This is a genomic window from Candidatus Endomicrobiellum cubanum (assembly GCF_031278955.1).
In the GTDB taxonomy this organism is placed as follows: Bacteria; Elusimicrobiota; Endomicrobiia; order Endomicrobiales; family Endomicrobiaceae; genus Endomicrobiellum; species Endomicrobiellum cubanum.
Genome location: NZ_JAITJM010000048.1, coordinates 1 through 26,671 on the forward strand (window position 1 = coordinate 1; position 26,671 = coordinate 26,671).

The 26,671-nt window shown below is 33.2% G+C and carries 20 protein-coding genes and 1 pseudogene; all 21 read left to right on the forward strand.

What is annotated here, in order from left to right; all coding sequences use genetic code 11:
* Positions 1–1,419 (forward strand): annotated as a pseudogene (locus LBD57_RS04215) (hypothetical protein); the annotation flags it as partial.
* A gap of 12 nt (positions 1,420–1,431) precedes the next feature.
* On the forward strand, positions 1,432–1,587 hold the full coding sequence (locus LBD57_RS04220; protein WP_373470081.1) for a hypothetical protein: 156 nt from the start codon (positions 1,432–1,434) through the stop codon (positions 1,585–1,587).
* Positions 1,553–2,341 carry a hypothetical protein gene (locus LBD57_RS04225; protein ID WP_373470082.1) on the forward strand — a complete coding sequence of 263 codons (789 nt, stop codon included), beginning with the start codon at positions 1,553–1,555 and terminating at the stop codon, positions 2,339–2,341. The genes LBD57_RS04220 and LBD57_RS04225 overlap by 35 nt, the downstream gene beginning before the upstream one ends.
* Position 2,342: 1 nt before the next feature.
* Complete coding sequence (locus LBD57_RS04230) at positions 2,343–2,753, forward strand: hypothetical protein (RefSeq protein ID WP_373470083.1); 411 nt, start codon at positions 2,343–2,345, stop codon at positions 2,751–2,753.
* A 5-nt stretch (positions 2,754–2,758) separates the two neighbouring features.
* Positions 2,759–3,868, forward strand: coding sequence for a hypothetical protein (locus LBD57_RS04235; protein ID WP_373470084.1), 1,110 nt, complete (start codon positions 2,759–2,761; stop codon positions 3,866–3,868).
* Between the two features lie 18 nt (positions 3,869–3,886).
* Positions 3,887–5,101 carry a leucine-rich repeat protein gene (locus LBD57_RS04240; RefSeq protein WP_373470085.1) on the forward strand — a complete coding sequence of 405 codons (1,215 nt, stop codon included), beginning with the start codon at positions 3,887–3,889 and terminating at the stop codon, positions 5,099–5,101.
* 117 nt (positions 5,102–5,218) lie between these two features.
* Positions 5,219–5,563: a hypothetical protein gene (locus LBD57_RS04245; protein ID WP_373470086.1), complete on the forward strand. Its 345-nt coding sequence runs from the start codon at positions 5,219–5,221 to the stop codon at positions 5,561–5,563.
* Between the two features lie 6 nt (positions 5,564–5,569).
* The gene (locus LBD57_RS04250; protein WP_373470087.1) at positions 5,570–8,455 is read left to right on the forward strand and encodes a hypothetical protein; all 2,886 of its coding nucleotides are present in this window, start codon (positions 5,570–5,572) and stop codon (positions 8,453–8,455) included.
* 20 nt (positions 8,456–8,475) lie between these two features.
* Positions 8,476–8,811 carry a hypothetical protein gene (locus tag LBD57_RS04255; protein WP_373470088.1) on the forward strand — a complete coding sequence of 112 codons (336 nt, stop codon included), beginning with the start codon at positions 8,476–8,478 and terminating at the stop codon, positions 8,809–8,811.
* Positions 8,812–8,821: 10 nt separating this feature from the next.
* Entirely contained in the window at positions 8,822–9,241 is a 420-nt protein-coding gene (locus LBD57_RS04260) for a hypothetical protein (protein WP_373470089.1), read from the forward strand.
* A 19-nt stretch (positions 9,242–9,260) separates the two neighbouring features.
* Positions 9,261–10,994: a terminase TerL endonuclease subunit gene (locus LBD57_RS04265; protein WP_373470090.1), complete on the forward strand. Its 1,734-nt coding sequence runs from the start codon at positions 9,261–9,263 to the stop codon at positions 10,992–10,994.
* A gap of 28 nt (positions 10,995–11,022) precedes the next feature.
* On the forward strand, positions 11,023–11,466 hold the full coding sequence (locus LBD57_RS04270; protein ID WP_373470091.1) for a hypothetical protein: 444 nt from the start codon (positions 11,023–11,025) through the stop codon (positions 11,464–11,466).
* 117 nt (positions 11,467–11,583) lie between these two features.
* Positions 11,584–12,948: a phage portal protein gene (locus LBD57_RS04275; RefSeq protein WP_373470092.1), complete on the forward strand. Its 1,365-nt coding sequence runs from the start codon at positions 11,584–11,586 to the stop codon at positions 12,946–12,948.
* A gap of 123 nt (positions 12,949–13,071) precedes the next feature.
* A complete protein-coding gene (locus LBD57_RS04280; RefSeq protein ID WP_373470093.1) occupies positions 13,072–15,147 on the forward strand; it encodes a phage major capsid protein in 2,076 nt (691 codons plus the stop codon).
* 24 nt (positions 15,148–15,171) lie between these two features.
* Complete coding sequence (locus LBD57_RS04285; protein ID WP_373470094.1) at positions 15,172–15,498, forward strand: hypothetical protein; 327 nt, start codon at positions 15,172–15,174, stop codon at positions 15,496–15,498.
* Between the two features lie 304 nt (positions 15,499–15,802).
* Positions 15,803–16,459 carry a hypothetical protein gene (locus LBD57_RS04290; protein WP_373470095.1) on the forward strand — a complete coding sequence of 219 codons (657 nt, stop codon included), beginning with the start codon at positions 15,803–15,805 and terminating at the stop codon, positions 16,457–16,459.
* Between the two features lie 124 nt (positions 16,460–16,583).
* Positions 16,584–17,000, forward strand: a complete 417-nt coding sequence (locus LBD57_RS04295) for a hypothetical protein (RefSeq protein WP_373470096.1) — start codon at positions 16,584–16,586, stop codon at positions 16,998–17,000.
* A 20-nt stretch (positions 17,001–17,020) separates the two neighbouring features.
* A complete protein-coding gene (locus LBD57_RS04300) occupies positions 17,021–17,563 on the forward strand; it encodes a hypothetical protein (RefSeq protein WP_373470097.1) in 543 nt (180 codons plus the stop codon).
* Positions 17,564–17,584: 21 nt separating this feature from the next.
* Positions 17,585–17,737 carry a hypothetical protein gene (locus LBD57_RS04305; RefSeq protein ID WP_373470098.1) on the forward strand — a complete coding sequence of 51 codons (153 nt, stop codon included), beginning with the start codon at positions 17,585–17,587 and terminating at the stop codon, positions 17,735–17,737.
* Positions 17,738–17,781: 44 nt separating this feature from the next.
* Positions 17,782–18,147 carry an HK97 gp10 family phage protein gene (locus tag LBD57_RS04310; protein WP_373470099.1) on the forward strand — a complete coding sequence of 122 codons (366 nt, stop codon included), beginning with the start codon at positions 17,782–17,784 and terminating at the stop codon, positions 18,145–18,147.
* Positions 18,148–18,167: 20 nt separating this feature from the next.
* Positions 18,168–26,606, forward strand: coding sequence for a tape measure protein (locus tag LBD57_RS04315; protein WP_373470100.1), 8,439 nt, complete (start codon positions 18,168–18,170; stop codon positions 26,604–26,606).
* The last annotated feature ends 65 nt before the right edge of the window (positions 26,607–26,671 follow it).

The following is a 26,671-nucleotide window of genomic DNA, read 5'->3' on the forward strand; positions in this document are numbered from 1 at the left end:
CAAGTTCTTACTAAGACATCTAATGCTGATGGTGCTATTGCTTGGACTAATATACCAGAAGAAGTTCCTGATGGTGGTACTACGGGTCAAGTGTTAGCAAAAGCATCTGCTACAGATAAAGACGTTACCTGGGTTGATCCTCCAACTAGTAGTGGCGATTCTATTGAGCATGTGGAAATAACAAAGAGTAATTATGATGCGTTATCTCAAGCCGAGAAAGAAGACCCAACTAAAATATATCTTATATTAGATGGTGGCGAAAATTATATTACAGTTAATCAAGGAATAACATATGCTGGATATGTATTAACGGTAAACGATGAAGGTAATGTTATACCAAAAATGGGTAGTGGGGTTGACGAGCTTCCTTCTGGAGGTACTACAGGTCAAGTTTTAGCTAAAGCATCTGCTACAGACAAAGATGTTACCTGGGTTAGTCCTACAGCAGGAACGAACGGTTTACCAAATGGTGGTACAACTGGCCAAATGCTTATAAAAGCTTCTTCTGTTGATGGCGATGCTAATTGGAATAATATACCAGAAGAAGTTCCAACAGGTGGTAACGCCGGTCAATTACTTGGAAAAGCATCTGCTACAGATAAAGACGTTACCTGGGTTGATCCTCCTAGTACAAGTGGGGGCGGCATACCTAACGCGGGTCTCACGGGGCAAGTCCTTACTAAGACTTCTACTGTTGACGGAGCGGTTGCCTGGGTTAATGTTCCTATTGAGTTGCCTTCTGCTGGAACTAAAGGACAATTACTTGCTAAGAAAACAAATACCACAGGAGATGTAGAATGGGTTAGTCCTTCTAGTTTTACTGGAGTTGATCATATTGATCTTACAAGCGCTGAGTATTGGGCGCTAACTCAAAGTGAGAAAGAAGATCCAACAAAGTTATATCTTATAACAGATGATTTACCAAATTATGTATTAGAAAATCAAGGAAGCACAAATTCAGGAAAAATATTAGGTATTAATAGTGCGGGCTTAGTTGCACCTGTTGAACCTTCTGGTGGATCTGGTACTGTTGAATGGCCTACTGGCGGAACAACTGGTCAAGTACTTGCAAAAGCATCAAGTACGGATGGCGATGTAGAATGGATGAGCATACCAGAAGAAATACCGACTGGTGGAACAACCGATCAAGTGCTTGCAAAATCGTCAAATACAAACGGCGCTGTTAAATGGATGACTATACCAAATGGAATACCTGTTGGCGGAAGTACTGGCCAGGTACTTGGAAAAGCATCTGCTACAGATCAAGATGTTGCTTGGCTTACAATATCTAGTAGTGGAACTGGTGGAAAAGCTCCTTCTACAGATCCTACTAATACATCTAAAAAATATATGGCTTTAGCAGTATATGATAGTGCTACTAGTGCTTGGACGTATGTTTGGGAAGAAGTTATTTACTAGGAGGTTAATATTATGAACGATGATAATATTAATGAAGTTAAGAAGCGTAAGCTTATTCTTTCAGAAAAAATGAAAGAAGAAATTAAAGAATATGCTAAAAAACTTGCTTATCCTATAGATAAGGATGCTTTCGATGATCACAACCACATTAAAAACCCCAGCATATGAAGAATTATATAAACCACAAATAGATAAAGCAACTGCCTTATGGAATATAGCACTTCCTAATTCAGATGATATTACTATTGATTTTTCATTTGAAAAACTCGCGAGTAATGTATTAGGACAAGCTACCCCAGATACTTTTTCTATGAATTTAAGTTCTAGTCCTTTTTTAGCTATCTATGCTATACCAGAAACAGGACATATGACTTTTAATTCTGATAGTTATACTCTTGATACATCAAATTCATATTATTCAACGTTTTTTCCTGTAGTATATCATGAAATGGCGCATGTGTTAGGATTTGGTACGTTATGGAATATTGATTTAACTTTATTTTCTGATTTTTATACATATCTTGTGTTAAACTATCCTCAATATGCTGCTCTTGAATATGCTAATAAAGTTCTTGATACAACAGATCGAACAAAATTTATAGGAAGAAATGCTTTAGCAATGTGGAGAAGTGGTATTCCTGGTCATGAGGAAGATACTTTTGTTCCTATAGAAAACGAAGGTGGCGAGGGTTCAATATATTCTCATTGGGATCAAAGTAATATTGATTATTCTGATTATCGAAATCGTGATTTTAAGTTTGAACTTATGACCGCTGGATTAGAATTACAAGGTTCAACTAATGAAATTGTTGATGTATTTTTATCATTATTAACGATTGCTTCATTAGAAGATATTGGATATTCGGGAAATAGATGGAAAGCTAGTAATAGATTTAATATGATTATGAAGGGAGCTATTTAATATGCCAATAGCATCTTCTGAATTTGTGGTGGCATCTTTAGAAAATTTTGTTCTTGATCTTACGGCTGATGGTAAACTTGTGCCTAGTGGTGGAGCAGCCAATACAGTTCTTACAAAATCATCTACTGCTAATGGAGCTTTAAAATGGGCAACCGTTGGTACAAATGCAAATTTAATAAATACTACTCATAAAGTGACTATTTTTGGTACTGGTAGTGTAACAGAGTTTGTTATAGTTCATAATAAAAACGCCGATGTAATGAGTGTTAGTTTAATAAATAATGTAACGTCTATAAGCGTTGATCCAACGCTATATTCTTGGACAGAAACAGATGCTAATACTTTAAAAATAATATTTTTTACAGCGCCAACAAGTAGTGACGCTTTTATTGTAAGGGCGTTGTTTGGGTAAAAACAATGGGCATCTTAGATAGGAGTATAGTTAAATATAAAGATAAAGAAATTACTTCTTTAATTAAAGAAAATCAATCTATTTCCGATCTTGGTAAAAATAATAAAATATATAATTTTGTTAATGTAATTAAGTTTGATGATTTAACTTTACCTTATCTTACTTTTGTTGGTAATGATGCTTCTTTTGAAATAACTCCAATTCATATCAATTCTGGGGTTTTAGAATATTCAACGGATACTATTAATTGGACGCAAATACCATCTAGATCCACAACATCAACTGGAAGTGTTTCTACAATTTATATGCGTGGAAAGATGAATACAAATAGATTATATTTATATTATAGTTATGATCCTTGGAAATTGTTAAATGTAACAGAAGTAAGAATATATGGTAATATTAATGTTCTGTTAGATTATGAAAATCCACCGACAACAGTATTAGATTCTTGTTATTTTTCGATGTTTCAGGAATGTACAAATCTTATAAAAGCACCTGCTTTACCAGCTACTGGTTTGGGTGTTAGTTGTTATGAGAGTACATTTTCTGGTTGTACAAGCCTTAAAGAGCCACCCGTATTACCAGCTACTACTTTAACTGAAGGTTGTTATAGGAGTATGTTTTCTGGTTGTACAAGCCTTAAAGAGCCACCCGTATTACCAGCTACTACTTTAGCTGAAGGTTGTTATACGAGTATGTTTAATAATTGTACAAGCCTTAAAGAGCCACCCGTATTATCAGCTACTACTTTAGCTGAAGGTTGTTATAGGAGTATGTTTAATAATTGTAGAAATCTTAAAGAAGTGCCTATATTACCAGCTATTATTTTGGCTGAGGAATGTTATGCATTTATGTTTCAAGGTTGTTATGGGCTTAAAGAACCTTCAAGTTTAGCAATAACAACATTAGCTATTGGCTCTTGTACGTTTATGTTTAGATATTGTATAAACATTAAACTTTATGAAACATCAACATCCGAACACAATCGTCCTTGGCGGTTGCCATTAACTGGAATTATTAATAACATTCCAACTGATGCTATTCTAGGTATGTTTACAAACACTGGTGGAGAAGTTACCAATATTAATTTACATACAACATATTATTACTGAGTTTGTGGGTGATAAATAATGGGAATTGGAAGTATATCGAATGGTAATAATATTAAATATAAAGATCAATTAATAACGGGACTTATGAAAGAGGTCGCTCCGATTTCTGCATGTTATTATAAACAAATATATTATAGGTTATTTTTAAGTGCTCCTGTTTCTTATGCTCATTTACCTTATGTTAGATTTGTAGGAGATAATAGTAATTTTTATATAAAACCCCGTTATTCAAATACTGGAAGTTTGGAATATTCTTTTGATACCACCACTTGGACAACTATACAAAGTGGTAATGAAACTCCTACTGGTAAAATCATTTATATGCGTGGCAAGATGGATTCGGCAGCATTATTTACTAGTGGAGTTTCTAGTAATATGTGGAAGTTTTTTAATACGAGTCGAGTTGAAATATATGGTAGTCTTAATAGGTTATTAGATTATGAGAATGATATAACAACATTAGAAGATGATTGTTTTTCTAATATGTTTCTTGATTGTTCAAATCTTACTATTCCTCCAGAACTTCCAGCTACAACATTGGGCGATAATACATATGGATATATGTTTACAAGTTGTACAAATCTAAAAAAAGCTCCAATTTTACCAGCTACTACTATAGGTGAAAATTGTTATGCTGGAATGTTTTCATATTGCACAAGCCTTAAAAAACCACCAGCTTTACCGGCTACTAGTTTGGGCGTTGGCTGTTATTTAAATATGTTTGGAAATTGTATAAGTCTTGAAGAAGTTCCGACTCTACCAGCTACTATATTGCAAGATAATTGTTACTATATGATGTTTGAAAACTGTGAAAGTTTACTTAATACTCCAGACTTACCAGCTCTCGTCGCTACTGATAATTGTTATTATGGTATGTTTATGGGTTGTACAAGTTTAGAAATAAATTCTGCTACGATGCTACCAGCGACAACGTTAGGGAATAGTTGTTATCGTGAGATGTTTAGTGGATGCACAAGTACAGCGGGTCCACCAATATTACCTGCTTTAACTTTAACTGATTATTGTTATGCTGAGATGCTTGCTGGATGTACTAATATTAAAGTTCAGACAACACAAAAAGGTCCCGATTTTATAAGAGTACCATGGAGAATACCATATTCTACTGAGGATGGTACAATGGGTCAAGGAAGTTTGGATGATATGTTGCTTAATACTGGTGGAGCTATTACTGGGACGCCGAGTATAAATACTCAATATTATTGGGGTAATTAAATTTGTGGGTGGTGTTAAATGTTAAAATCTTATCATTCTAAAAGACGCTGTTATACAGAATTAGTATTATTAAAAACTTTTGAAGAACGATTTGATTATCTTAAGTTGGTTGGGGTAGTGGGCGAAGCAACTTTTGGTTATGACCGTTACCTCAATCAAGCTTTATATTGTTCTTCATATTGGAAAAGAATACGAAATAATGTTATTTTAAGAGATGGAGCGTGCGATCTTGGGATTAAGGGTTATGATCTTTATGGTAATATTACCGTTCATCATATGAATCCCATAACAATGGACATGATAAACGATCGTCACGAGTATGTTGCTAATGAAGAATACCTTATATGTGTTAGTTTTGATACACATAATGCAATTCACTTTGGTTCTCGTACCGGTGCTGATATTACTTCAAAATGGAAGATAATTGAACGTACACCTAATGATACTATACCTTGGAGGTAACTACTTATGCCGGACGAAGAAGTTAGAGACGTTGTTTTTCAAATGGTGCATTTAAAAGATGATACTCCTATATCCGAGCTATATGCATTTATATTAGAAATAGATGAAAACAATAATATAATAGTAGTTGCTGCAACTCAAACAGATGAAGATGGCAATGCTACATTTACAGAATTAGAGGTTAATAAAGAATTTATATTTGACGTTCGTAATAAACTTAAAGAGGGTGAGAGTTATATAGATCATCCATTTTATTGTGATAAATTTTATGTTACAATTGGTAATAAATATTTTATGGGTAATCCAATATTTTTTACTATTAAACCGGGTTCACCAAATCCTGTAGTAACGAAAGTTCCTGTTTCTGTTTATGAGAATTATTCATCTTATTTTAAATGGGAAGAATTTAAACAAATGATGAGTGATAATAGTCATTTAACTTATAATAGAATAGCAGAAGCTAATCAATCTGTTTCATATCCATTATATTATTGGAGTAGCACTTCTACTCATAATACTTATGTTTATATTGACGAAATGTTAAATGATTATTTAAATGGTTCAGAGTATAGTCTAAATAATGATGGTGAAGGTGTAATAATGCCTAACGGATATGTTGTTTTTCCATTATCAAATTATAAAACAGCACAAAGTTACGGCGGTATTACTCGTGCAATAATAAATCCTAAATTTGTTTTAGATACTAGTGGAAAATGTAAAGGTCATTATTTTATAAGTCATGGTGTAAGCGGTTTAAGTAATGGTAGTTATATTTTAAGAGATTTTAATTATATTAAAGCTGTGTTTGATGATGATGTGAGCGCAAGTTTTTCTTATACTGGAATAAATTTAACTTATAATCAGTACGATGATACATATGAATCACAAAGTATTGGAAGTTCTGAGTTTTATTTTCCAAGTACTGGTAAAACAGAATCCTTAACTGTATATTGGAAAAACGTTTCTCCTTACTTTATGCCTGATGGAATAACTTTATTTAATTATAATTCTATTTATTTATTTACTAATCAATATACCACGGTTGCAAATGGTTTATATTCTTTAGAAATATATAATTATCTTGGCGATCTTATTACTACAAATACTACACCGAGCACAATGACTGATACTAATGGTGTTTCGTGGGCTATTGGAAAAATAGTATTTAAAAAAATAGATTTAAATGATAAAACTAAATTTAGAACTCACAATACGGCGTTAATGTTTGTATATAATGGTACGAAGTATAGTAGTACTTTATGGCTTAAAACAGAGAATGATTATGAACTATTTGAGCCAGATCAATTAAATGATGGAGATTATGTTTTTCATATTGGAGGATCGGCGCGTGCTACATATAATGCAACAACTAAAAAATGGACTATAGTACAAGCGCCTAATACTAGATATGGAGAATATATTAATAGTGATTTTAAAGGAATATATAATACTGTCGAAGAACTTAGAACAGAATACTCTGGTGGATCAGCTTCTGATTATGCTTTTGTTAATGGCGATTTATATATTGGTACAAATGGTTGGGAATTAAGCTCTCTAGAATCAAATATCAGCATTGGTTCAGAAGAGAATGAAACGATGCTAGATTTATTTAATATGCCAATACGGATGTTAAAAGAAAATTTTTGGCAAAATTGTTATTTTAAAGGTCTCAATCCATTTAATACAATCTTTTTTTCAAGTCCTAGATACATTACAGATAAAGAAACGGGGCAATATATTGAATCTCCTGGAAAGATATTGGTAGAATGTGATGAAAAAGGTGTTGAACACGAAGTTTTATTAAAACAATTATTTAATATTGTAGATATTTTATATAAAAAAGACGATCATGTTTTTAGTATGGAATTACCAAATCATATAGCATTAACAAGAGATGAATTAAAAGAACACGAAGGTGCTGATCCAGAAAAGGAAACATATAAAACACCTAAAAAAGTTATAGATAGATATGTTGTTAAAGGATTTAATTTAAATATATTTTTTACAATTGAATGTAGTTCGTTTGTAACACCAGAAGGTATGATAATTTTATATAATGATTTGGGTTTTACTATTTATAATTTATTAAATCCAACACAATTTGAAAAGAATTATTATCTTATATTTCCAGAAAATATTACAAGTCGCCCAAAGTGTATTCTTGGCCCAAATGGAAAATTATATTTTTTATATAATGTTAGAGATAATAAGGTTTATACAACAATACCTGCTGCCTACACGTTGACTATTATGGAATTAGATTGGTATGCTCAAGTATATGATGAAATTGGAACAATAGATGTTCCTATAATATATACCGTAAATGATTTTTTTAATGATGCGTCGCATGTATATGCAAACGTATCAGATTCAGATAAACAATCTTATATTAATCAAATAAAAAGATATAATCTTGGTGTTGGTGAATATTTACATGTTGGAAAAAATGATAATGTTTTTACAAGTGTATATGTTGGAGCTAGCTTTGATGTAAATAGTTCGTCGAGTATTATGTTTATTATGTTCTTAATAGAAATTGATATTATTAACAGAACGTTAGTAAGAGCTATTCCAGTTCCTTCTAAAACAATTCATCAAATAAATTTATTGCCAAATGGTAATCTTATGTGGGTTGGTAGAGATATAACAAGAAGTACATTCACGGTTAGTGGAAGTGCTTTTCAAGTTCCGTCGGCTATTATGGAGTATAATATAGATACACAAGAAATCATAGAACACGATATTAAAGATTATATAGGATCGATTGCAAGATCACATCCTGCGCCATTACCGAATGGTGGGTTTTGTGTTGGACGTTGGACTATGTTCTATCCAGATCAGGGAAAAGATATTGAGTTACCAATAAAATCATTTTTGACAAATTTTATATAATGTGTGGTGGTAAATAAAATATGGACAGTATATTAACATCAATTAAAAAACTTCTTGGTATTGAAGAAAATTATACACATTTTGATGTAGATATAATAATGCAAATTAATGGGATATTTTCGGTTTTAGAACAAATAGGTATTGGACCTATTGGTGGTTTTAGTATAAAAGACAAAACAACTAAATGGAAAGATTATGAGACTGACGTAAGTTATGATATGCTTAAAAGTTATATTTATTTAAAAGTAAGATTATTATTTGATCCTCCACAGAATTCATTTCTTGTTAATTCTTTTGAAAAACAAATTTCAGAACTTGAATGGCGTTTAAACATTAAAGAAAAAGTTACTATTTAAAAAAACAAAGGTGTTGATAACGTTGAATCAAGAAGAATTTAAGCATTATGGTATTCTTGGTATGAAGTGGGGTGTTATAACAAAGATAGATAAAAGATCTTCTGATAGAAAACGGGTCGATAGTATTTTATCAAAAAAACCATCAGAAATGACTGATCAAGAATTATCAGATATAATAAGACGTATTTCTTCAGAACGTCAAGTAACGGCGTTGACTCAAAAACCACCAAGTATATTTAAACGTAGTATGACTTCTATCGGAAAGCAGCTGGTTAAACCAGTCGCCAAAGCAAGTGCTTCTGTTTTATTAAATAAACTTATAAAGAAAAATAAAGCTAAAGCCGAATCTGATACTTCAGAAAAATCAAAACAAGCACGAGAAGATGTGGATGAGTTTTTGAGAGTGTTTAAACAACAATTTTTGAAATAATTTAAAGGAGTAGATAACGATGGAACTGTCAAATACAGCGGTTCCATATTATTATGGATTATTTAGAGACGCTGTTTTAGCAGGTGAAATACCAGTAAATAAAGAAATTTCAATGGAAATGAACCGTATTGATGCTTTAATTGAAAATTTATCAATTTATTATGATAAAGAAGCCGTTGATGGATTTATCTTATATTGTGAACAAGAGCTTACATTAACCGATGGATCTGATCTTATGTTACTTGATACATTTAAACTTTGGTCAGAACAGATATTTTGTTGGTATTATTTTATTGAACGAAGTATTTATGATCCTAATCTTAAAAAATATGTTAATAAGCTTATTAAAAAACGTTTAATTAATAAGCAATATCTTATAGTAGCAAGAGGAGCAGCAAAGTCAATGTACGCTTCTTGTATACAAAATTTCTTTCTTAATGTTGATACGACAACAACACATCAAATAACAACTGCTCCAACAATGAAGCAAGCAGACGAAGTTATGTCTCCGATAAAAACTTCTATTATAAGGGCCAGAGGGCCTCTTTTTAAATTTCTCACAGATGGTTCTTTACAAAACACAACTGGTCTTAAGTCAGATCGCGTAAAACTTTCTTCTACAAAAAGAGGTATTGAAAATTATCTTACTGGATCTTTAGTTGAGATAAGACCCATGTCTATTGATAAGCTTCAGGGTTTACGACCTAAGATTGTAACAGTTGATGAATGGCTATCTGGAGATATCAGAGAAGATGTTGTTGGCGCCTTAGAACAAGGAGCAAGTAAAATTGATGATTATCTTATTGTTGCTATTACATCAGAAGGTACAATACGTAATAGTAGTGGAGATACAATCAAAATGGAACTATTAAACATACTAAAAGGTGAATATTATAATCCACATGTTTCTATTTGGTATTACAGATTAGATGATGTTAAAGAAGTAGCAGATCCTGCTATGTGGATTAAAGCAAATCCAAATATTGGTAAGACTGTTACTTATGAGACATATCAGCTTGATGTTGAAAGAGCAGAACAAGTACCTGCTGCTCGTAATGATATTTTAGCTAAACGTTTTGGTATTCCAATGGAAGGATATACATATTTCTTTTCATATGAAGAAACTATACCCCACAGACATCAAAATTTTTGGTCTATGCCTTGTGCTCTTGGGGCTGATCTATCACAAGGTGATGACTTTTGTGCATTTACATTTTTATTTCCTTTAAATGATAAATCTTTTGGCATTAAAACAAGGTGCTATATTTCTTCTTTAACCCTTATGCGTTTGCCTGGTGCTATGAGAATAAAATATGATACGTTTATGAATGAAGGATCTTTAATGGTGTTAGATTGTACGGTACTTGATATGATGTCTGTATATGATGACCTTGAAAAATATATTGAAGAAAATCAATACGATATACGAACGTTTGGTTTTGATCCATATAATGCAAAAGAATTTGTCGAAAGATGGCAAGCAGAGAATGGTCCTTATGGTTTAGAAAAAGTTATTCAAGGTGCTAAAACAGAATCGGTTCCTCTTGGTGAACTTAAAACATATTCAGAAGAACGTCAACTTATATTTGATCAAGAACTTATGATGTTTGCAATGGGTAATTGTATTACATTACAAGATACTAATGGAAATAGAAAATTACTTAAGAAAAGATATGATCAAAAGATTGACTCTGTGTCAGCTATGTTAGACGCATATATTGCTTATAAGCATCACAAAGATTTATTTGAATAGTAATACAATATAGAAAAGAGGGTTATAAATGAATAAAATTAAAGCATTAGTACATTTTGATAACAGGCAACAATTTACATCGTCTTCAGATGAATTTAAGCATTATGGGAAAAAAGGTATGAAATGGAAAGATCACGACTATGTTGAAGAATATAAACCTCTCGGTGAAAAAGTTAAAGAAATGGCTAGTTCTTTAAAAAGAACTAAGCTTTCAAATATACCTAAAAATGTAAATACTTATGCTGAGGTTGCTGGTGATACAGCAAAAAGAAAAGTAAAAGAAACGGCTCAAAACATTAAAAATGATATATCAAAACGAATTGCAGCTGTTAATGATAAGGTAACCGCAACTGCTACTATATCAAAGCGTGCTAAAGATAATGTTGATGCATACGTAACTAGTTTTACAGATAAGTTTAAACGTATTGGGAAAAAACTTAAAGCATACGCTAAGCTAATTAGAAATGCATAAAAGTTATTAAAAATGCATAAAAGTTATTAAAAATGAAGTAAAAGGATTGGTATATTTTAATGATAAATTAATTTATTAACTAAGATTTTTTGTAATAGAAAGGAGGATTCTAGATGCATGATAAATGAATCCTTTGTGTCGCGATTAAAACATGCTTGGAATGTATTTACGGGACGAATAAACGAATTTTATGGATATACAGCCTTAGGACCTGGTGATTTTACTAGACCCGATAGAACAAGATATATTACTGGTGTTGAACATTCTATTCTTGCTTCTATATATACTCGTATAGCAATAGACGCTGCTGCAAATATACTTAAACACGTTAAAGTTGATAGAAACGGACGTTTTATATCTGTTATAAATTCAGATTTGAATTATGCTTTATCGTTATCACCAAATTTAGATCAAACAGGACGAGCTTTTATACAAGATGCTATTATGTCGTTATTTGATGAAGGATGTATAGCTGTCGTACCAGTTGATACTGATATAAATCCAGGAGAAACCGGTGGATATAATATCAAAACATTAAGAGTTGGTAAAGTTATCCAGTGGTATCCAGAACACGTTCGTGTAGATTTATATCATGAAAAGCTTGGACGTAAGCAAGAAATAACAATCCCTAAAAGTTTTACGGCTATTATTGAAAATCCTTTATATGCTGTTATGAACGAAGTTAACTCAACGTTAAAACGACTTATAAGAAAACTTAGTTTACTTGATAATTTTGATGAAGTTATTGGTTCTGGCAAACTTGATCTAATAATACAACTACCTTATGTTATTAAAACAGAGGCTCGCAAACAACAAGCAGATAAACGTAAATCTGAGATTGAAGAACAGTTAAGTGGATCTAAATATGGAATAGCTTATACAGATGGAACAGAACGTATAACCCAACTTAACAGACCAGTAGAAAATAATTTTCAATCTCAAGTTGAATATTTAACAAATTTATTGTATGCTCAACTTGGCTTAACACCAGAAGTATTTAATGGTACGGCAAACGAGCAAATAATGCTTAATTATCATAACAGAACAATTGAACCCGTGTTATCGGCTATTGTAGATGAGTTTAATAGAAAGTTTTTGACAAAAACAGCAAGAACACAAGGACAAAAGATTATATTTGTGAAGGATCCATTTAAGATGATACAAACAAACAATCTTGCAGATATGGCAGACAAATTTACTCGTAATGAGATTCTTACTTCTAACGAGTTTAGAGCTATTATTGGTATGTATCCTGCTGATGATCCTAAGGCAGATGAGTTACGTAATAAGAATCTTTCTCAACCAGCTAATCCAAACTCAGAAGCAGAAGGTCTTGGCGTTTTAAACAGTAATTTAAACGATCCTGATATGGCCAGATTAAATGAGCTAATAGCAAAATATGAAGAAACTAATTCTTTTGATAATTTTACAGATGAAGAAAAGGTTGAGATAGAAGAGCTTCTTGCGAAGTATCCAACTTAATACTAATAGTAGGTGTTATCTATATATTATATTTTTCATAGTAGTAAGTTACAAGACGCCAATATTATAATTCACTATTGAAGAATAGAAGGAATTAAGTAATTCAAAATGGAGGTATAAAGTATGAAATATGACTTTAAGGGATATGCTACTAAAGTAAATCTCAAATGTTCTGATGGTCGAGTAATATTAAAAGATGCGTTTAAAGAAAACGATGGGGCAACAGTACCTCTTGTATGGCAACATATGCATAATGATCCTACCAATATATTAGGCCATGCTATACTTGAGAATCGTGAAGATGGCGTTTATGCATATTGTAAGTTTAATGATACTCCGACAGGAAAAAATGCTAAGGCTCTTGTAGAACACGGTGATATTACCGCTCTTAGTATTTATGCAAACTCTCTTATACAAAAAGGTAAAGATGTAGTTCATGGTATTATTCGTGAGGTAAGTCTTGTTTTAACAGGTGCTAATCCAGGCGCTATGATAGAAAACGTTGCTATAGAACATTCTGATGGCAGTATATCTACTGATGAAGAAGAAGCTATTATATATAGTGGACTTGGATTTGACGTTGAAAAAGAAGGTATTGTTCATATGTCAGATGGAGCTGCTCTTAGAGATAAACTTGAGGATGATAAAAAATTAGACACGATTTTAACGGCTATTAAAAATTCTCAAGATAAGCTCGAAGCACTTGAAAAAATTGTTAAACACGCTGATGAAACCGATGAAAGTAAAACAGTTAAAGAAGGTAAAACAGTTAAAGAAGTTATTGACTCAATGACTGACGAACAAAAGAATTTTGTTTACATTTATTTATTGCACGAAGCTTATGGCGAGGATGTATTTGACGAGCTTGCTACTTTAGCTGATGATACCGCTGATATTAATGCCGACGAAGAAGACGGGGCCAGTCTTGATGAAATTTTTAACTCAATGACTGACGAACAAAAGAACGCGGTTTATATTCTTGCTGAAAATATTAGTTCTATATCTCATAGTGATAATGAAGATAACAAAGACGAAGATGAAGATAATGAAAACGAAGATGAAGATAACGAAGACGATAAAGACGATGAAACAACAGCCACACACAATAATATTGGGGGTCGTAAAATGAAAAAGAATGTGTTTGATAATAGCGTGGAAGATAACAACGAAGTTGTTCGGCATTCCGCAGAAGAGATAAAAACTATATTTGAAGATGCTAAACGTCTCGGATCAATGAAAGAAGCTTGCCTTGCTCACTCTATAACCAACATAGAGGTTCTTTTCCCTGATGCTAAATCTGTTGGTGGTATGCCCGAGGTTATTAAAAGGGATGATGCTTGGGTGCCTGTTATAATGGGTTCTACAAAGCACGTTCCTTTTGCTCATATTAAGAGTTATGCTGCTGATCTTACGGCAGATGAAGCAAGAGCCAAAGGTTATATCAAAGGAAATCAGAAAGCTGAAGAAATTATTTCGGTTCTTAAGAGGACAACCAATCCTACAACTATCTATAAAACTCAGAAACTTGATCGCGATGACGTACTAGATATTACGGATTTTGATATAGTTGCGTTTATCAAGAACGAGATGCGTGAGCGTCTTAATGAGGAAATTGCTCGGGCTATTCTTACTGGCGACGGCCGTCCACTTGGTACAGATGATAAGATCAATACTGACTGCATCCGTCCAATCTATAAAGACGTGTCGCCCTTTACAACTCGCTATACTTTGGATTTGGGTCTGCCTGTTATGGACCTTATCGATAGTATTATTCGTGCTCGTAAAGATTATCGTGGAAGTGGTACTCCTATTCTCTTTGCAACTACTGATATTGTGACCGACATGCTTCTTGTTAAGGATACTACAGGTCGTAGGATATTTAGCACGGAAGCAGAGCTCGCCTCTGGCCTGCGTGTAAGCTCGATTGTTGAAGTACCGATCATGGAGGGCGTCTTCCGTGTTGATGGTACTAACAAGCTGGATCTTAAAGCGATTCTCTTTAATCCTCGTGATTACACGATTGGTTCTAATGCTGGCGGTCAGGTGTCGTTCTTTGATGACTTTGATATCGATTATAACAAGCTGAAATACTTGATCGAGACGCGTATTAGTGGTTGCTTGGTACGCCCGAAGGCTGCTATTATATTTGATCAAATCACTGATTCTAGTTATTCAGGGCCCTCGAGTCCCTGGTATTAAACTATTCAAAATGGAAGTGATTTTATGGCAAAGTTTTATGGAATGATAGGCTTTGGACAGACATCAGAGACTGTTGATGGTGTTTGGACAGATACACCAATAGAGAGACCATATTATGGTGATGTACAGACTCTAACAAAGAGGGCTTCATCAGATGCTGACACAGTAAATGATAACATTACCTTAACAAATGCTATCTCTATTATATCAGATCCGTTTGCCATAAATCACTTCTTTGAAATTCGTTATGTAAGATGGTTAGAAGCTGTTTGGAAAGTAAACAATGTTGAAGTTAAACAGCCAAGACTTATCTTACATTTAGGAGAGGTGTATAATGGGCCAACGGCTTGACTTGAATGACGAGTTGGTCTCGTTATTAGGATCTACAAATGTATATTTTCAACCGCCAGCTACATTAAAGATGAAGTATCCTTGTATCGTGTATAATATAAGTGATATTAATTCGCAATATGCTGACAACCGGACGTATGCAAATTGTAGACGATATACGGTAACAATCATTGACGCAAATCCAGATAGTAATATACCAGAGGATATGTTAGATGCGTTTCCGTATTGTACGTACGATCGGCATTTTACAGCCGAGAACCTGCATCACAGTGTATTAACGTTATATTATTAGGAGGTAGAGCAAATGGCTGCTTTAGTGTGGGATACTACAGGTGAACGATTCTACGAAACTGGTGTAGATCATGGTGTACTTTATGTAATGAACACAGATGGTACGTATGGTGAAGGTGTAGCTTGGAACGGTCTTGTCAGTGTATCAGAGTCTCCTTCTGGTGCTGAGGCAAATGCCGTTTATGCTGATAACATCAAATATTTGAATATCATAAGCACGGAAGAATTTGGTGCTACGGTTGAGGCATATACTTATCCTGATGAGTTTATGCTTTGTGATGGGTCAGCTACTCTTGGAACGGGTGTCTATATTGGACAGCAAGCTCGTAGGAACTTTGGGCTTGTTTATAGGACACGACTTGGCAACGATGTTGTTGGCGATAGCCTTGGATACAAGATTCACATCATCTACAATGCGACGGCGTCTCCTTCTGAGAAGGCTTATCAGACGGTTAATGATAGTCCCGAAGCTATTACATTCAGCTGGGAAATAACAACGACGGCTATTAACGCAACAGGTTTCCGTCCGACGGCCTCTCTTGTTATTGACTCAGTTAAGGCTGATGCAACAAAGCTTGCTTCAATTGAAGCTAAGCTTTTTGGCGCTACTAGTAGTGATGCTGAGCTGCTTCTTCCCGATGATATTAAGGCAATTCTTGCTGGTAGTTAGGATATAATTTAAAATTAATTATTATAAAAGAGAAGTATTCAGTTTGGCTGGCTTCTCTTTTTATATTTAAAAGAGTTATAGAAAAGCTTAAAATAAGTTTTTTAAAAAATAGGAGGAGAGTATTATGCTAAAAAAGACAATAAAATATGTGGACTACGATGGGAACGAAAGAGAAGAAGATTTTTACTTTAATCTGAGTAAGGCTGAACTTATTGAAATAGAAATGAACGTCCCTGGTGGACTTGAGAAAAAACTTAAAAAGATAATAGCCGCGCAAGATGGTAAAGAGATCATGGCTATATTTAAAGAGATTGTTACAAAGGCATACGGTGAAAAGTCTCCTGATGGAAGAAGATTTATTAAATCTAAAGCTCTTTCTGATGAGTTCCTTCAGACCGAAGCTTATTCAGAATTGTTTATGGAGATAACAACCGATGCTGATAAAGGAGCTTTGTTTGTAAACAGCCTTCTTCCTGCTGGTTTAATGGACGAAGTAAATAAACGAGAAACGGCAAATTTTATAACAAATAAGACAAGCTAATATAAAAGGAGATTAAGAGAATGCTTTATATTACAATACAAAAAAGCGACTACTTTAACGAAGAACTTCAAGAATTCTTTACTGCTGGTCCTTGGGCATTGCAATTAGAGCATTCTCTTTTATCTATTTCAAAATGGGAGTCTAAATGGCATAAAGCATTTCTTAGTAAAGAAGAAAAGACAATAGAAGAAACTCTAGATTATATAAGATGTATGTGTATTAACGCAAACACAATACCAGAAACAGCTTTCAAATTTTTAACAGTTGTTAATCATAAAGAAATAGCTGCTTATATTGAAGATTCTATGACGGCTACAACAATAAACGATCGCGGCGGACCACCATCAAGACAAATTATAACGTCTGAAGTAATATATTATTGGATGGTCTCCTTGCAAATACCATTTGAATGTCAGAAATGGCATTTAAATAGACTTCTTACTTTGATAAGAGTTTGCAATGCTAATAATACGCCACAAAAGAAAATGTCTAGAAATGCCCTTTACTCAAGAAATTCTTCACTTAATGCTGCTCGTAGAAAGGCTCTTGGTACAACAGGTTAGAAAGAAGGAGATGAAAATAAAATGAAAATATTAGAAGGACGTCTTTTACAAGGACTTAATGTAATAACGCCAGATCATATAAAAGATAAATTGAAATTGATGATTGCAGAATCGGAAAAGAAGAAAAATTGTACGGATGTAGAAGTTACAAGCAACGATGCTATAGAAGAATAAACACGGTCTCTTAAAAAATATTTTTATTTAGGAGGCTAATATTAATGATAAAGGTGTCCGTAAGTGGAAGTTATAAGAATTTAAAACAATCGCTTGGAATTATAGCAAAAATAGAGTTTCGTATGAAGCTTAAAAAATGGGCTACTGCTGGCGTACAAGCTTTGGAAAAAGCAACTCCGAAAGATACTGGATTAACAGCTAAAAGTTGGAGATATGAAATACGTGAAGATGCTACAGGAACCATTATAGATTGGCATAATGATAATATATCAAAAGGAACTCCTGTTGCTATATTTATACAATATGGCCACGTTACAATGAATGGTAGTTTTGTTGATGGTGTTGATTATATTAATCCTGCCTTACAACCCATATTCAAAGAAATAACTACATATTTAAATAGAATGTAATAAGATTGGGGTGACATATCTTGAGCAAGACAGTAGACTCTAAAATTGTTGAATTAGCATTTAATAATAAAAACTTTGAAAAAGGCGTGGGCCAAAGTATACAGACGCTTGAAAATTTAAATAAATCATTGGACCAAGCTTCTTCAGGAGAAGCTTTTGCAAAACTAACTCAGTCAATTGATGCTATAGGACAACATTTTACAATTAGTGGTCAAATAGCATTTGCAGCCTTACAACGTATAACGCACGGAGCAATAGATGCCGGTGCGGCTTTAATAAAACATTTAGTAATGCCTCCGGCAATGACTGATGGTTTTAATGAATACGAACTTAAGATGAATTCTGTTCAAACAATTATGGCAGGAACAGGAGAAAAACTTGAAATAGTAAATAAATATCTTAATGAACTTAACGAATATTCAGATAAAACGATATATTCTTTTTCTGATATGACATCAAATATAGGTAAATTTACTAATGCTGGCGTAAAATTACCAGATGCTGTTGGAGCAATAAAGGGTATTGCGAACGCGGCGGCTCTTGCTGGAGCTAATAGTAATGAAGCTAGTAGAGCTATGTATAACTTTGCTCAAGCAATATCTACAGGATCTGTAAAATTAATAGACTGGAAATCAATTGAACTAGCAAATATGGGTACTGTTGAATTTAAAGAATATCTTCTTGATGTTGCTGTTGCAATGGGAACGGTAAAGAAAGTAGCTCCAGGATATTATCAAAGTATAACGACCGATAAGCAAGGAAATATTTCTGACACATTAAATGCTGTACAGATGTTTAGTGATGGTCTTAAATCACAATGGTTAACAACCGAAGTTCTTACAAAAACACTTAATGATTATGCTGATTCTGAGACAGAAATAGGAAAAAGAGCTAGTGAGGCGGCTCAAAGAATAACTACATTTTCTAAACTTGTAGATACTGTAAAGGAAGGAATTCAATCTGGTTGGGCGCAAAGTGTTGAAACGGTGCTTGGTGATTATAATGAAGCAAGCGATCTATGGACAACTCTTGGAAAAATAATAAATACAGTAACAGATGACTCGGCTAAAGCAAGAATAGCAATGTTACAGTTTTGGAAAGATCAGGGCGGGCGAGATGCTATAATATCTGGTATGGCGAACGTTCTTATTGCTCTTCGTAAAGTAATGAATTCTGTTAAAGATGGCTGGGCTGCTATATTTCCTAAAAATAAAGAAGTAAGTAAGTTAGCTGCTATATCTAAAGCTTTTTCTTCTTTTACAAGTTTATTTATTTTAAGTGATGAAAAAGCCGAACAACTTACTAATATAATGGCTGGTCTATTTCAAGTATTAAAAATAGGAAAGACATTATTTGGTGGGATTGCTAAAATTTTAGCTAAAATTGTGGGTCAATCATTATCTAAATTAATAAATTTATTATCTATTATAGCAAAATCATTAAGTGGTGTTTTAGATTTAATAAATATAGCTTTAGTAGAAGCTTTTACGGCAGCCGTAGAAGCTTTAAACGTTGCTTTTACTATATCCAAAGAAGTTTTTTCTGTTGTTGGAAGATATCTTGGTGAATTTTTTAGTAAGATTGCAGAAATTCCAAGAAGAGCTAAAGAAATACAAGCTCTTGGAGGAGAATTTCAAATAACAGGTAATGTTATAATTGATTTTCTTACAAAAGCTTATATTAATATGCAAAAATTATTTACATTTATTGGGCAAATTACATTAAATATTAGAGAATTTATAAAAACCTTCAAAGAATCAGCCAACGTTCAAGAGTTTTTAAATAAAATAAGAGATAAATTTGGTGAATTAGGTTCTCATTTTGCTGATGTTGTTGAAAAAATTAGAAAACACACAAACGTTTTTGTAAATAGTATAAATAATATTTATAAATCTTTCCAAGAACGCGGAGTTTCTGGTGGTATGGAAGCTCTTGGAGAAAAAATGGAAGGTTTTAAAACTAAATTAAAAATATTTATCAGTAACCTTGCTAAATATGGTTCAACATTAGCTTCAAATTTAGGTCCTCAAATATGGCTTGGCGTTACAAGAGGCGTTATAGCAGCTCACGTTGGGCTGTTAGAACTTGAGAAAACGTCGCCCAGGTTAGCAAATATTTTAAAAGTAATGGTTACTGGTTTTTATAGAGGATTTAACAAATTATATGATATTATCTCTGACTTAGGAGGAACGTTAACATCATTTAAAAAAAAGATAATTGATGTTTTTGCTGCATTCTCTGAAGGTGGAGTAAGTAAAGTCTTTAGTAATACTATTGAAAATTTAAAAAAGTTTGAAGGTACGTTCGGTGGTGTTTTAACATCTATAAGAAACTTTATAGTTGGTGTTATTCAAGATGTTCGATTAATATTTTATTCAATTTATCAGTATTTTGATGATTTATCATTTAAACTAAAGAAGTTTTCTAAAACTCAGTCGGCGGGTATACAAATCCTATTATCTATTCCACAATCAATGCTTGTTTGGGTTAAATTTATTCTACGAGTTGTTACAGAGCTTCTTGGAGCAGTATCTCGTGGAATAATGAATATAGATGGTATATTTGAAAAAGTTAAAAAAACAGTAGTTAATTTTAAAAATAATATGGCAACAAATGCTACGAAAGCAATAGATTCTGTTAGTGAATCGGCTAGTGATGCCAAAAAAAATGTAACTTCTTTCTGGGACAACTTGTTTGGTGGTGCCAAAGTAAATAAAGAAGAAATAGCTAAAACAGGTGAAGCATTAACTACAGCTTTAAGTAGTACCTCGATTGATGAAAAAGATATTATAAAAAAACAAAGTGGTGTTCTTAGCAAAATAGGAACCGCTATATCAAATATGTTTAGTAAAATTCCAAATCCATTTGCCGCAACGCCCGCGTATGGTGGCGAATTAGAGACAACAAGTGGAACTATAAATAAAGAAGTTAAGAAAATAGAAAAAACAGAAGAAGAAGCTAAATCTACATTTCAAAAAATGACGGGCTCTATTGGTGATTTTATATTAAATTTTATATCAAATATAAATGGATCAAAAATAATAATGGCAATTGGTATTGTTATTGCGTTTATAATTGGTAGAGTGCTTGTACTTTTAACGCTTGGAATAGCAAGATTTATTAAAGGTCTTGGACTATTATTTGCTGGCGTTGGAAATGTATTAGATAGTGCATCAAAAGCATTTGATAGAGTAGGAAAAGAAGGTCTTGGAGAAAAGATAAAAGCTTTTGCTGTTTTAATTGGGGTGTTAGCAGCTTCTTTAACTGTATTAACATTCTTAGATCAAACGAAATTACTTGCTGCTGCTATTGGATTAGGCGTGTTTGTGACCTTAATAACAGCAGCGTTGTATACTCTTGGCAAAAAGGTTGACAAGATTGGAAAAGCAGGAGATGCTATAAAATCATTTGGTGTTTTTATAGCTTTATTTACTGCTGCTTTATATGGAATATCTAAAATAGCGGGAACAAATCCTAAAGGTTTTACAGCCGCTTTAATTTCTATAGGTTCTACTCTTATTCTTCTAACGGGAATTATTCTTACAATAAATCGTTTTAGCGATCCAACAAAAGTTAAATCTATAAAATCTTTTAGTTATGTTATAGCGGGTTTAGGTGTAGCAGCATATTTAATAGCAAGAGCAGCAAAAGCTTTTGCTGTTATTCCAGAAGAAAACTTTTGGCAAGGAATTGCTGGCGTTACAGGTGCTATTTTAGAATTAACAATTCTTATGGTTATTATGTCAAGAGTGGCAAAAGGTAAGAGTTTTACTGGATTTGGCACAATGTTTTTTGGATTAGCAATAGCTTTAAAACTTTTACTTGGATCAGTAAAATCGTTTTCTCAAGTAGATTGGCCAACTCTTGGTAAGGGATTACTTGGTGTGGTTGGTTCACTAGCTGCTTTGGGAGTTCCTCTTTATATATTAGGAGCTTTTAATTGGACAAAATTTGAAGGTATATCTAAAATATTTAAACAACTAGCAGTATCTTTATTAATTTTGACAGCTGCTATAGCTTTAATTGGGCGTTTTCCAAATTTTGGATGGGCTATATTAGGAATTGGTACATTTTTCCTTGCTATAACTAAAGGTCTTGTTGTAATGGCTGAAGCAGCCAAAGCTGGCGCTGATATTAATGCTATTGCAAAATCTTTAAGAAATTTATTTTTAGGCTTATCTTTATTATTAGGTATTACATATTTATTTAAGAATTTTGAGACATTAAAATTAGGAGTAATTTTGGGTGGTCTTTCAGCATTAGTATTAGCTTTAGGTCAATGCTTAAAACTGGTAGCTCAAGCTAACGATAAATGGGATGTACGATATATAGCGGGTGTTATAGCAAAAATGGCTGGCGGATTTGCATTATTAATGGTTTCTTTAGCACCGTTAGCATATTTTAAATGGGAGAGTATTACAGCTGCATTTACAGGTCTTGTTGCGGCAGTAACGGCTATTGCCATCGCTATTAGTTTATTAGCATCTATTAATAAAAAATATAATATTAAAGGTATAACAGAGGGTCTATTTATAATGGCTCTTGGTTTTGGAGCAATGCTTCTTGCTATGACGCCGCTTATATTTATACCATTTGAAAATATAATAGCGGGAGTTGTCGCAATAGGAGCTTTGTTTGGAATATTAGCAATAGGAGCAACCGCTGTTGCCGCAATACCACAAGTAACAATTATATTATTAGCATTTGCTGGTGCTGTATTGATTATGTCAGCTGCTATGTATGTGTTTGGCGCTGGAGTTAATCAATATGGTATGGGCTTAGAAAAAATTAGTGAATATGCTACATCCGCTGCTGATGGATTACGATATTTTTATGATATTCTTATGAATAGTATAGGAGATATCATAGTAAGTTCGTCTGCAATGGATAATATGACGGAAATTATAAATACTGTTGCTAATGCGTTTAATAATATAGCAATAGCATTACATAATTTAAGCCTTACACCTCCAACTGTTTTATTAACTCTTGTAGAAGCTATTCTTAAATTTGCAAATGGATTAGATCGTAATACAGAAATATTAGCAGCATCTTCTGTATCGGCAGAGGAAGTTATTACTATATTTAAGCAGCTTTTTAAAGTATTAAGTACCATTATGAAGTCAGAAGGGCAGTTAATAGTTGTTCAAAAGACATTATCAAGCATTATGGAGTTTGTACGGATGCTTGAAACAATGAATGCAAATAAAATAGGAAATAACTTTAAAGTTATTGCGCGTTCTATAATAGATGGTTTATCTGAGGGTCTAGCAAATATAGATCAAGTTGTTTGGCCTAGGGTTGAACGTGGTTTCTCTGGACTTTGGGCAAGATTCTTAACTTGGTGGGAAGCTAACAGTCCTTCCAAGAAAATGGAGCGTCTTGGTAATTATATTGAAGAGGGACTTGCTAACGGCTTATCAGGCAAAACAAAAAAGCTTGAAAATGCTATTGCTACTAATGGTGGAAAGGCTGTTGGAGCATTTCAAAAGGCTCTTAGTTATTTATCTTATATAAATCCATTTGCTGCAACCGTAGCATATGCTGAAGAAGCAAGTGAACAAATTCCTGCTGCTTTTGCTAATGGCCAACTTAAAGCGTTGCCGGCTGTGACTTCGGCGAGTAATGCATTAGTAAAAGCGGAAATAGAACCGTTAGAAAGATCAGTTAAAGATGTAAAAGATATTGGTGATTTATCAGGAACAGAATATGCTAAAAACATATTAAATTCTAAGGTTGACGTTGGAGACGCAAGTGAAAAACTTGCTAAAGCTGCTAAAAGTCCGTTAATTAACGCCGTTCAAGCTAGCGGTGGCATCGGTACACTAATGGGCTTAAATTTAGCAGGAAATCTTGATGCTACTAAACCTCAGTTAGAAAAAGTTGGTAAAAATTTACGAACTGTTTTGTTAAGCGCTTTGGGTATGTCGTTAGATAGTGAATCTTTTAGTACTCGTTTAGTAACAGGTTTTGTTTTAGGATTAAATAACATAACTATTAATGCGTTAGTAGAACATTATAAGGCTATACAATATGCAAATTTAGCTTTAGCCGATTCAATTGAATCGGAAAAGTTTCTTGCAAGAGCTCAAGAAAAATATAATAATTATCTTATCAAACAAGATCAAGAACGTAAAAGAGCACTATTACGAATGGGCGAAGAACAAATAAAACAAAACGCTTCTCAGTTAGTAATGAACGATTTATTAAGTAAACAAAATAAAGAAATAAAACAAACCGGCGTTGAAATGAGTGTTTTAACAGAAGAGCAAGCTAAATTAATAAACCAACAAAAACAAAGCAGTGGCGTGCCTGATGTATTTAATCCAGCTAAAAATAAAATGAAACAAGCTCGAGAAGAGATTAATAAATTAGGAGAAACCGCAACCAAGACTAATGAAGAAACAGAAAAATCTACAAACAAAATGCTTATAGAAATAGCCAACTGGGCAGAAGAGAAGTTTGGTCTTATTATACCAGTAGATAAAATAGATGTTAATAGCAAAAAAGCTATTAACCTAGTTAAAAATATATACGAATCAGTGAAGAACCCGGATAGTACAACCGGTTTACAAGGTAGAAATATTTATAATAAACTATTAGGTTTCTTTGGATTAGATCCTCTTGGCGAACAAATTGTAAAAGATAAAAAAGATGAAATTACTGAATCTTTAGATGCAAGTGCTGAAGGAGAAGAACAAGGTAAAAAAACAGGAGAATCATTTATAGAAGGTCTAAGTGAGGGCGTTAAAGATCTTACAAAAGAATGGCTTACTAGCGATGCTGTAGCGGCAATATACGATAAAGTTCTTATTGGACGTCGTGAAATGATGTTAAAACAATTAGAACGATATAATAGTATTTTAGAAAAACGTAAATCTATTCAAGAGCAAATTGCTGAAAAAGAAATTGAATATGAAGCAAATAGCATGGACATGTCATTTGACGAACGAATCAAGGCAAGAAAAGAAATAAGTAAATTAAAGCGTTTAGAAGCAGCTTATGCTAGAAGAGCTATAAGTGACGTAAATGCCGCGTCAGTTAAAGCTAGACTTGAAGAACAAGATAAACAACAACAATATTTTAGAGCATATCAAGAATCTCTTGAAGAAGCTAAGTTTAAAGGAACAGCTGTTAATGGGATGCTTGATAAGAAACTTAACGATCAATTAAGAGCTACATATCTTAAAGATGAAGAAGCAGCTGCGCGAGTTCGGCAACAAAAATGGGCCGACGAAATGAAGGCAAAAGAAGAACAAGCAGTACAAACAGCAGAAAAAATAGCAAAAACAGACGAACAAGTTGTTGAAGACGAAGAAGAACCAGAAGTTAAAAAAGAGGCTCCTAAAGAAAAGCCAGAAGAAGTTGTAGAAGAACCTAAACCCACGACCGTAACAACCCCGGTTGATGACGTTCCTGCTAAAATACAGGAGAAAACAACAGAAAGTGTTGAAGCAACTAAAAACTTTATTAAACAAACAGGAACGGTGCTTGAGAGTGGATCTGCTACTCTTAGTCCTATTGTAGCAAAGGCTGTAAGTTCTTCTATGTCAAAAACAGCTGAAACAATTACTAATGATGGAGGAGCTAAAGTTGGAGAAGCAATTAACGCAACTCTTGGTTCTGCTGCTACAGAAGCATCAAAACATGTTGATGAATTTAAAATAATTGGCAAAAATATAGCAGCTGGTCTTGCTGATGGTATTAAATCTGGTGAAATAGATGTTGTTACAGCAGCAAAAACTCTTGCTCAAGCAGCTAAGACCGCTACTGAAACCGAGCTTAAAGTATCTTCGCCATCCGAGAAATTTATGGAAATTGGAAGATATTGTGTTGAAGGTTTAGCAAACGGATTTATAAATTCTATAAATCTTGTAGAAAACGGCGTTGATATATTGACGAAAGAAATTATAAGTTCTATTCAAAACATTGGCGGTGGATTTTATTCTAGTGGGCAAAATATTGTAAATACTCTTGCTGCTGGTATAAATTCTGGCGCTTCTACTATAGAACATTATACAAACCAAATTGGTGAATTAATACAAAAAACGATGTCTTTCAAAAATAATATAAATCCTGTATCAACTACTATAGCTGATCAATTAGCAAGTTCTTTAGCATTAAATCTTAATACTGAGCCTATAATAAAACCAGTAATAGATTTAACTAATATTCAATCTGCTTCTGGTATGATTGATTCTATATTTGCAAATAAGCAACTAAAATTCGATTCTATCAATGCTAATTCTGTTGCGGCGGCTAATGGATTTAATAGGATGCAAGCAAATCAACTTGTTGCTTCTCAACCACAACCCCAGCAACCAGAAATTAGGCAGCCTGTACCTTTGAATTTGACAATAACAAATAATGTTCGAGATGAAAGTGATATTCGTAAGATTACTACGAATCTTAATAATGTATTAAAGAATTATGGTTATGGAAGGGGTTATTCTCTTTAAGTTATATAAAGGAGTTAGGGATATTCTCTAACTCCTTTAATCTTTGATAGAAAGGATAAAAGAAT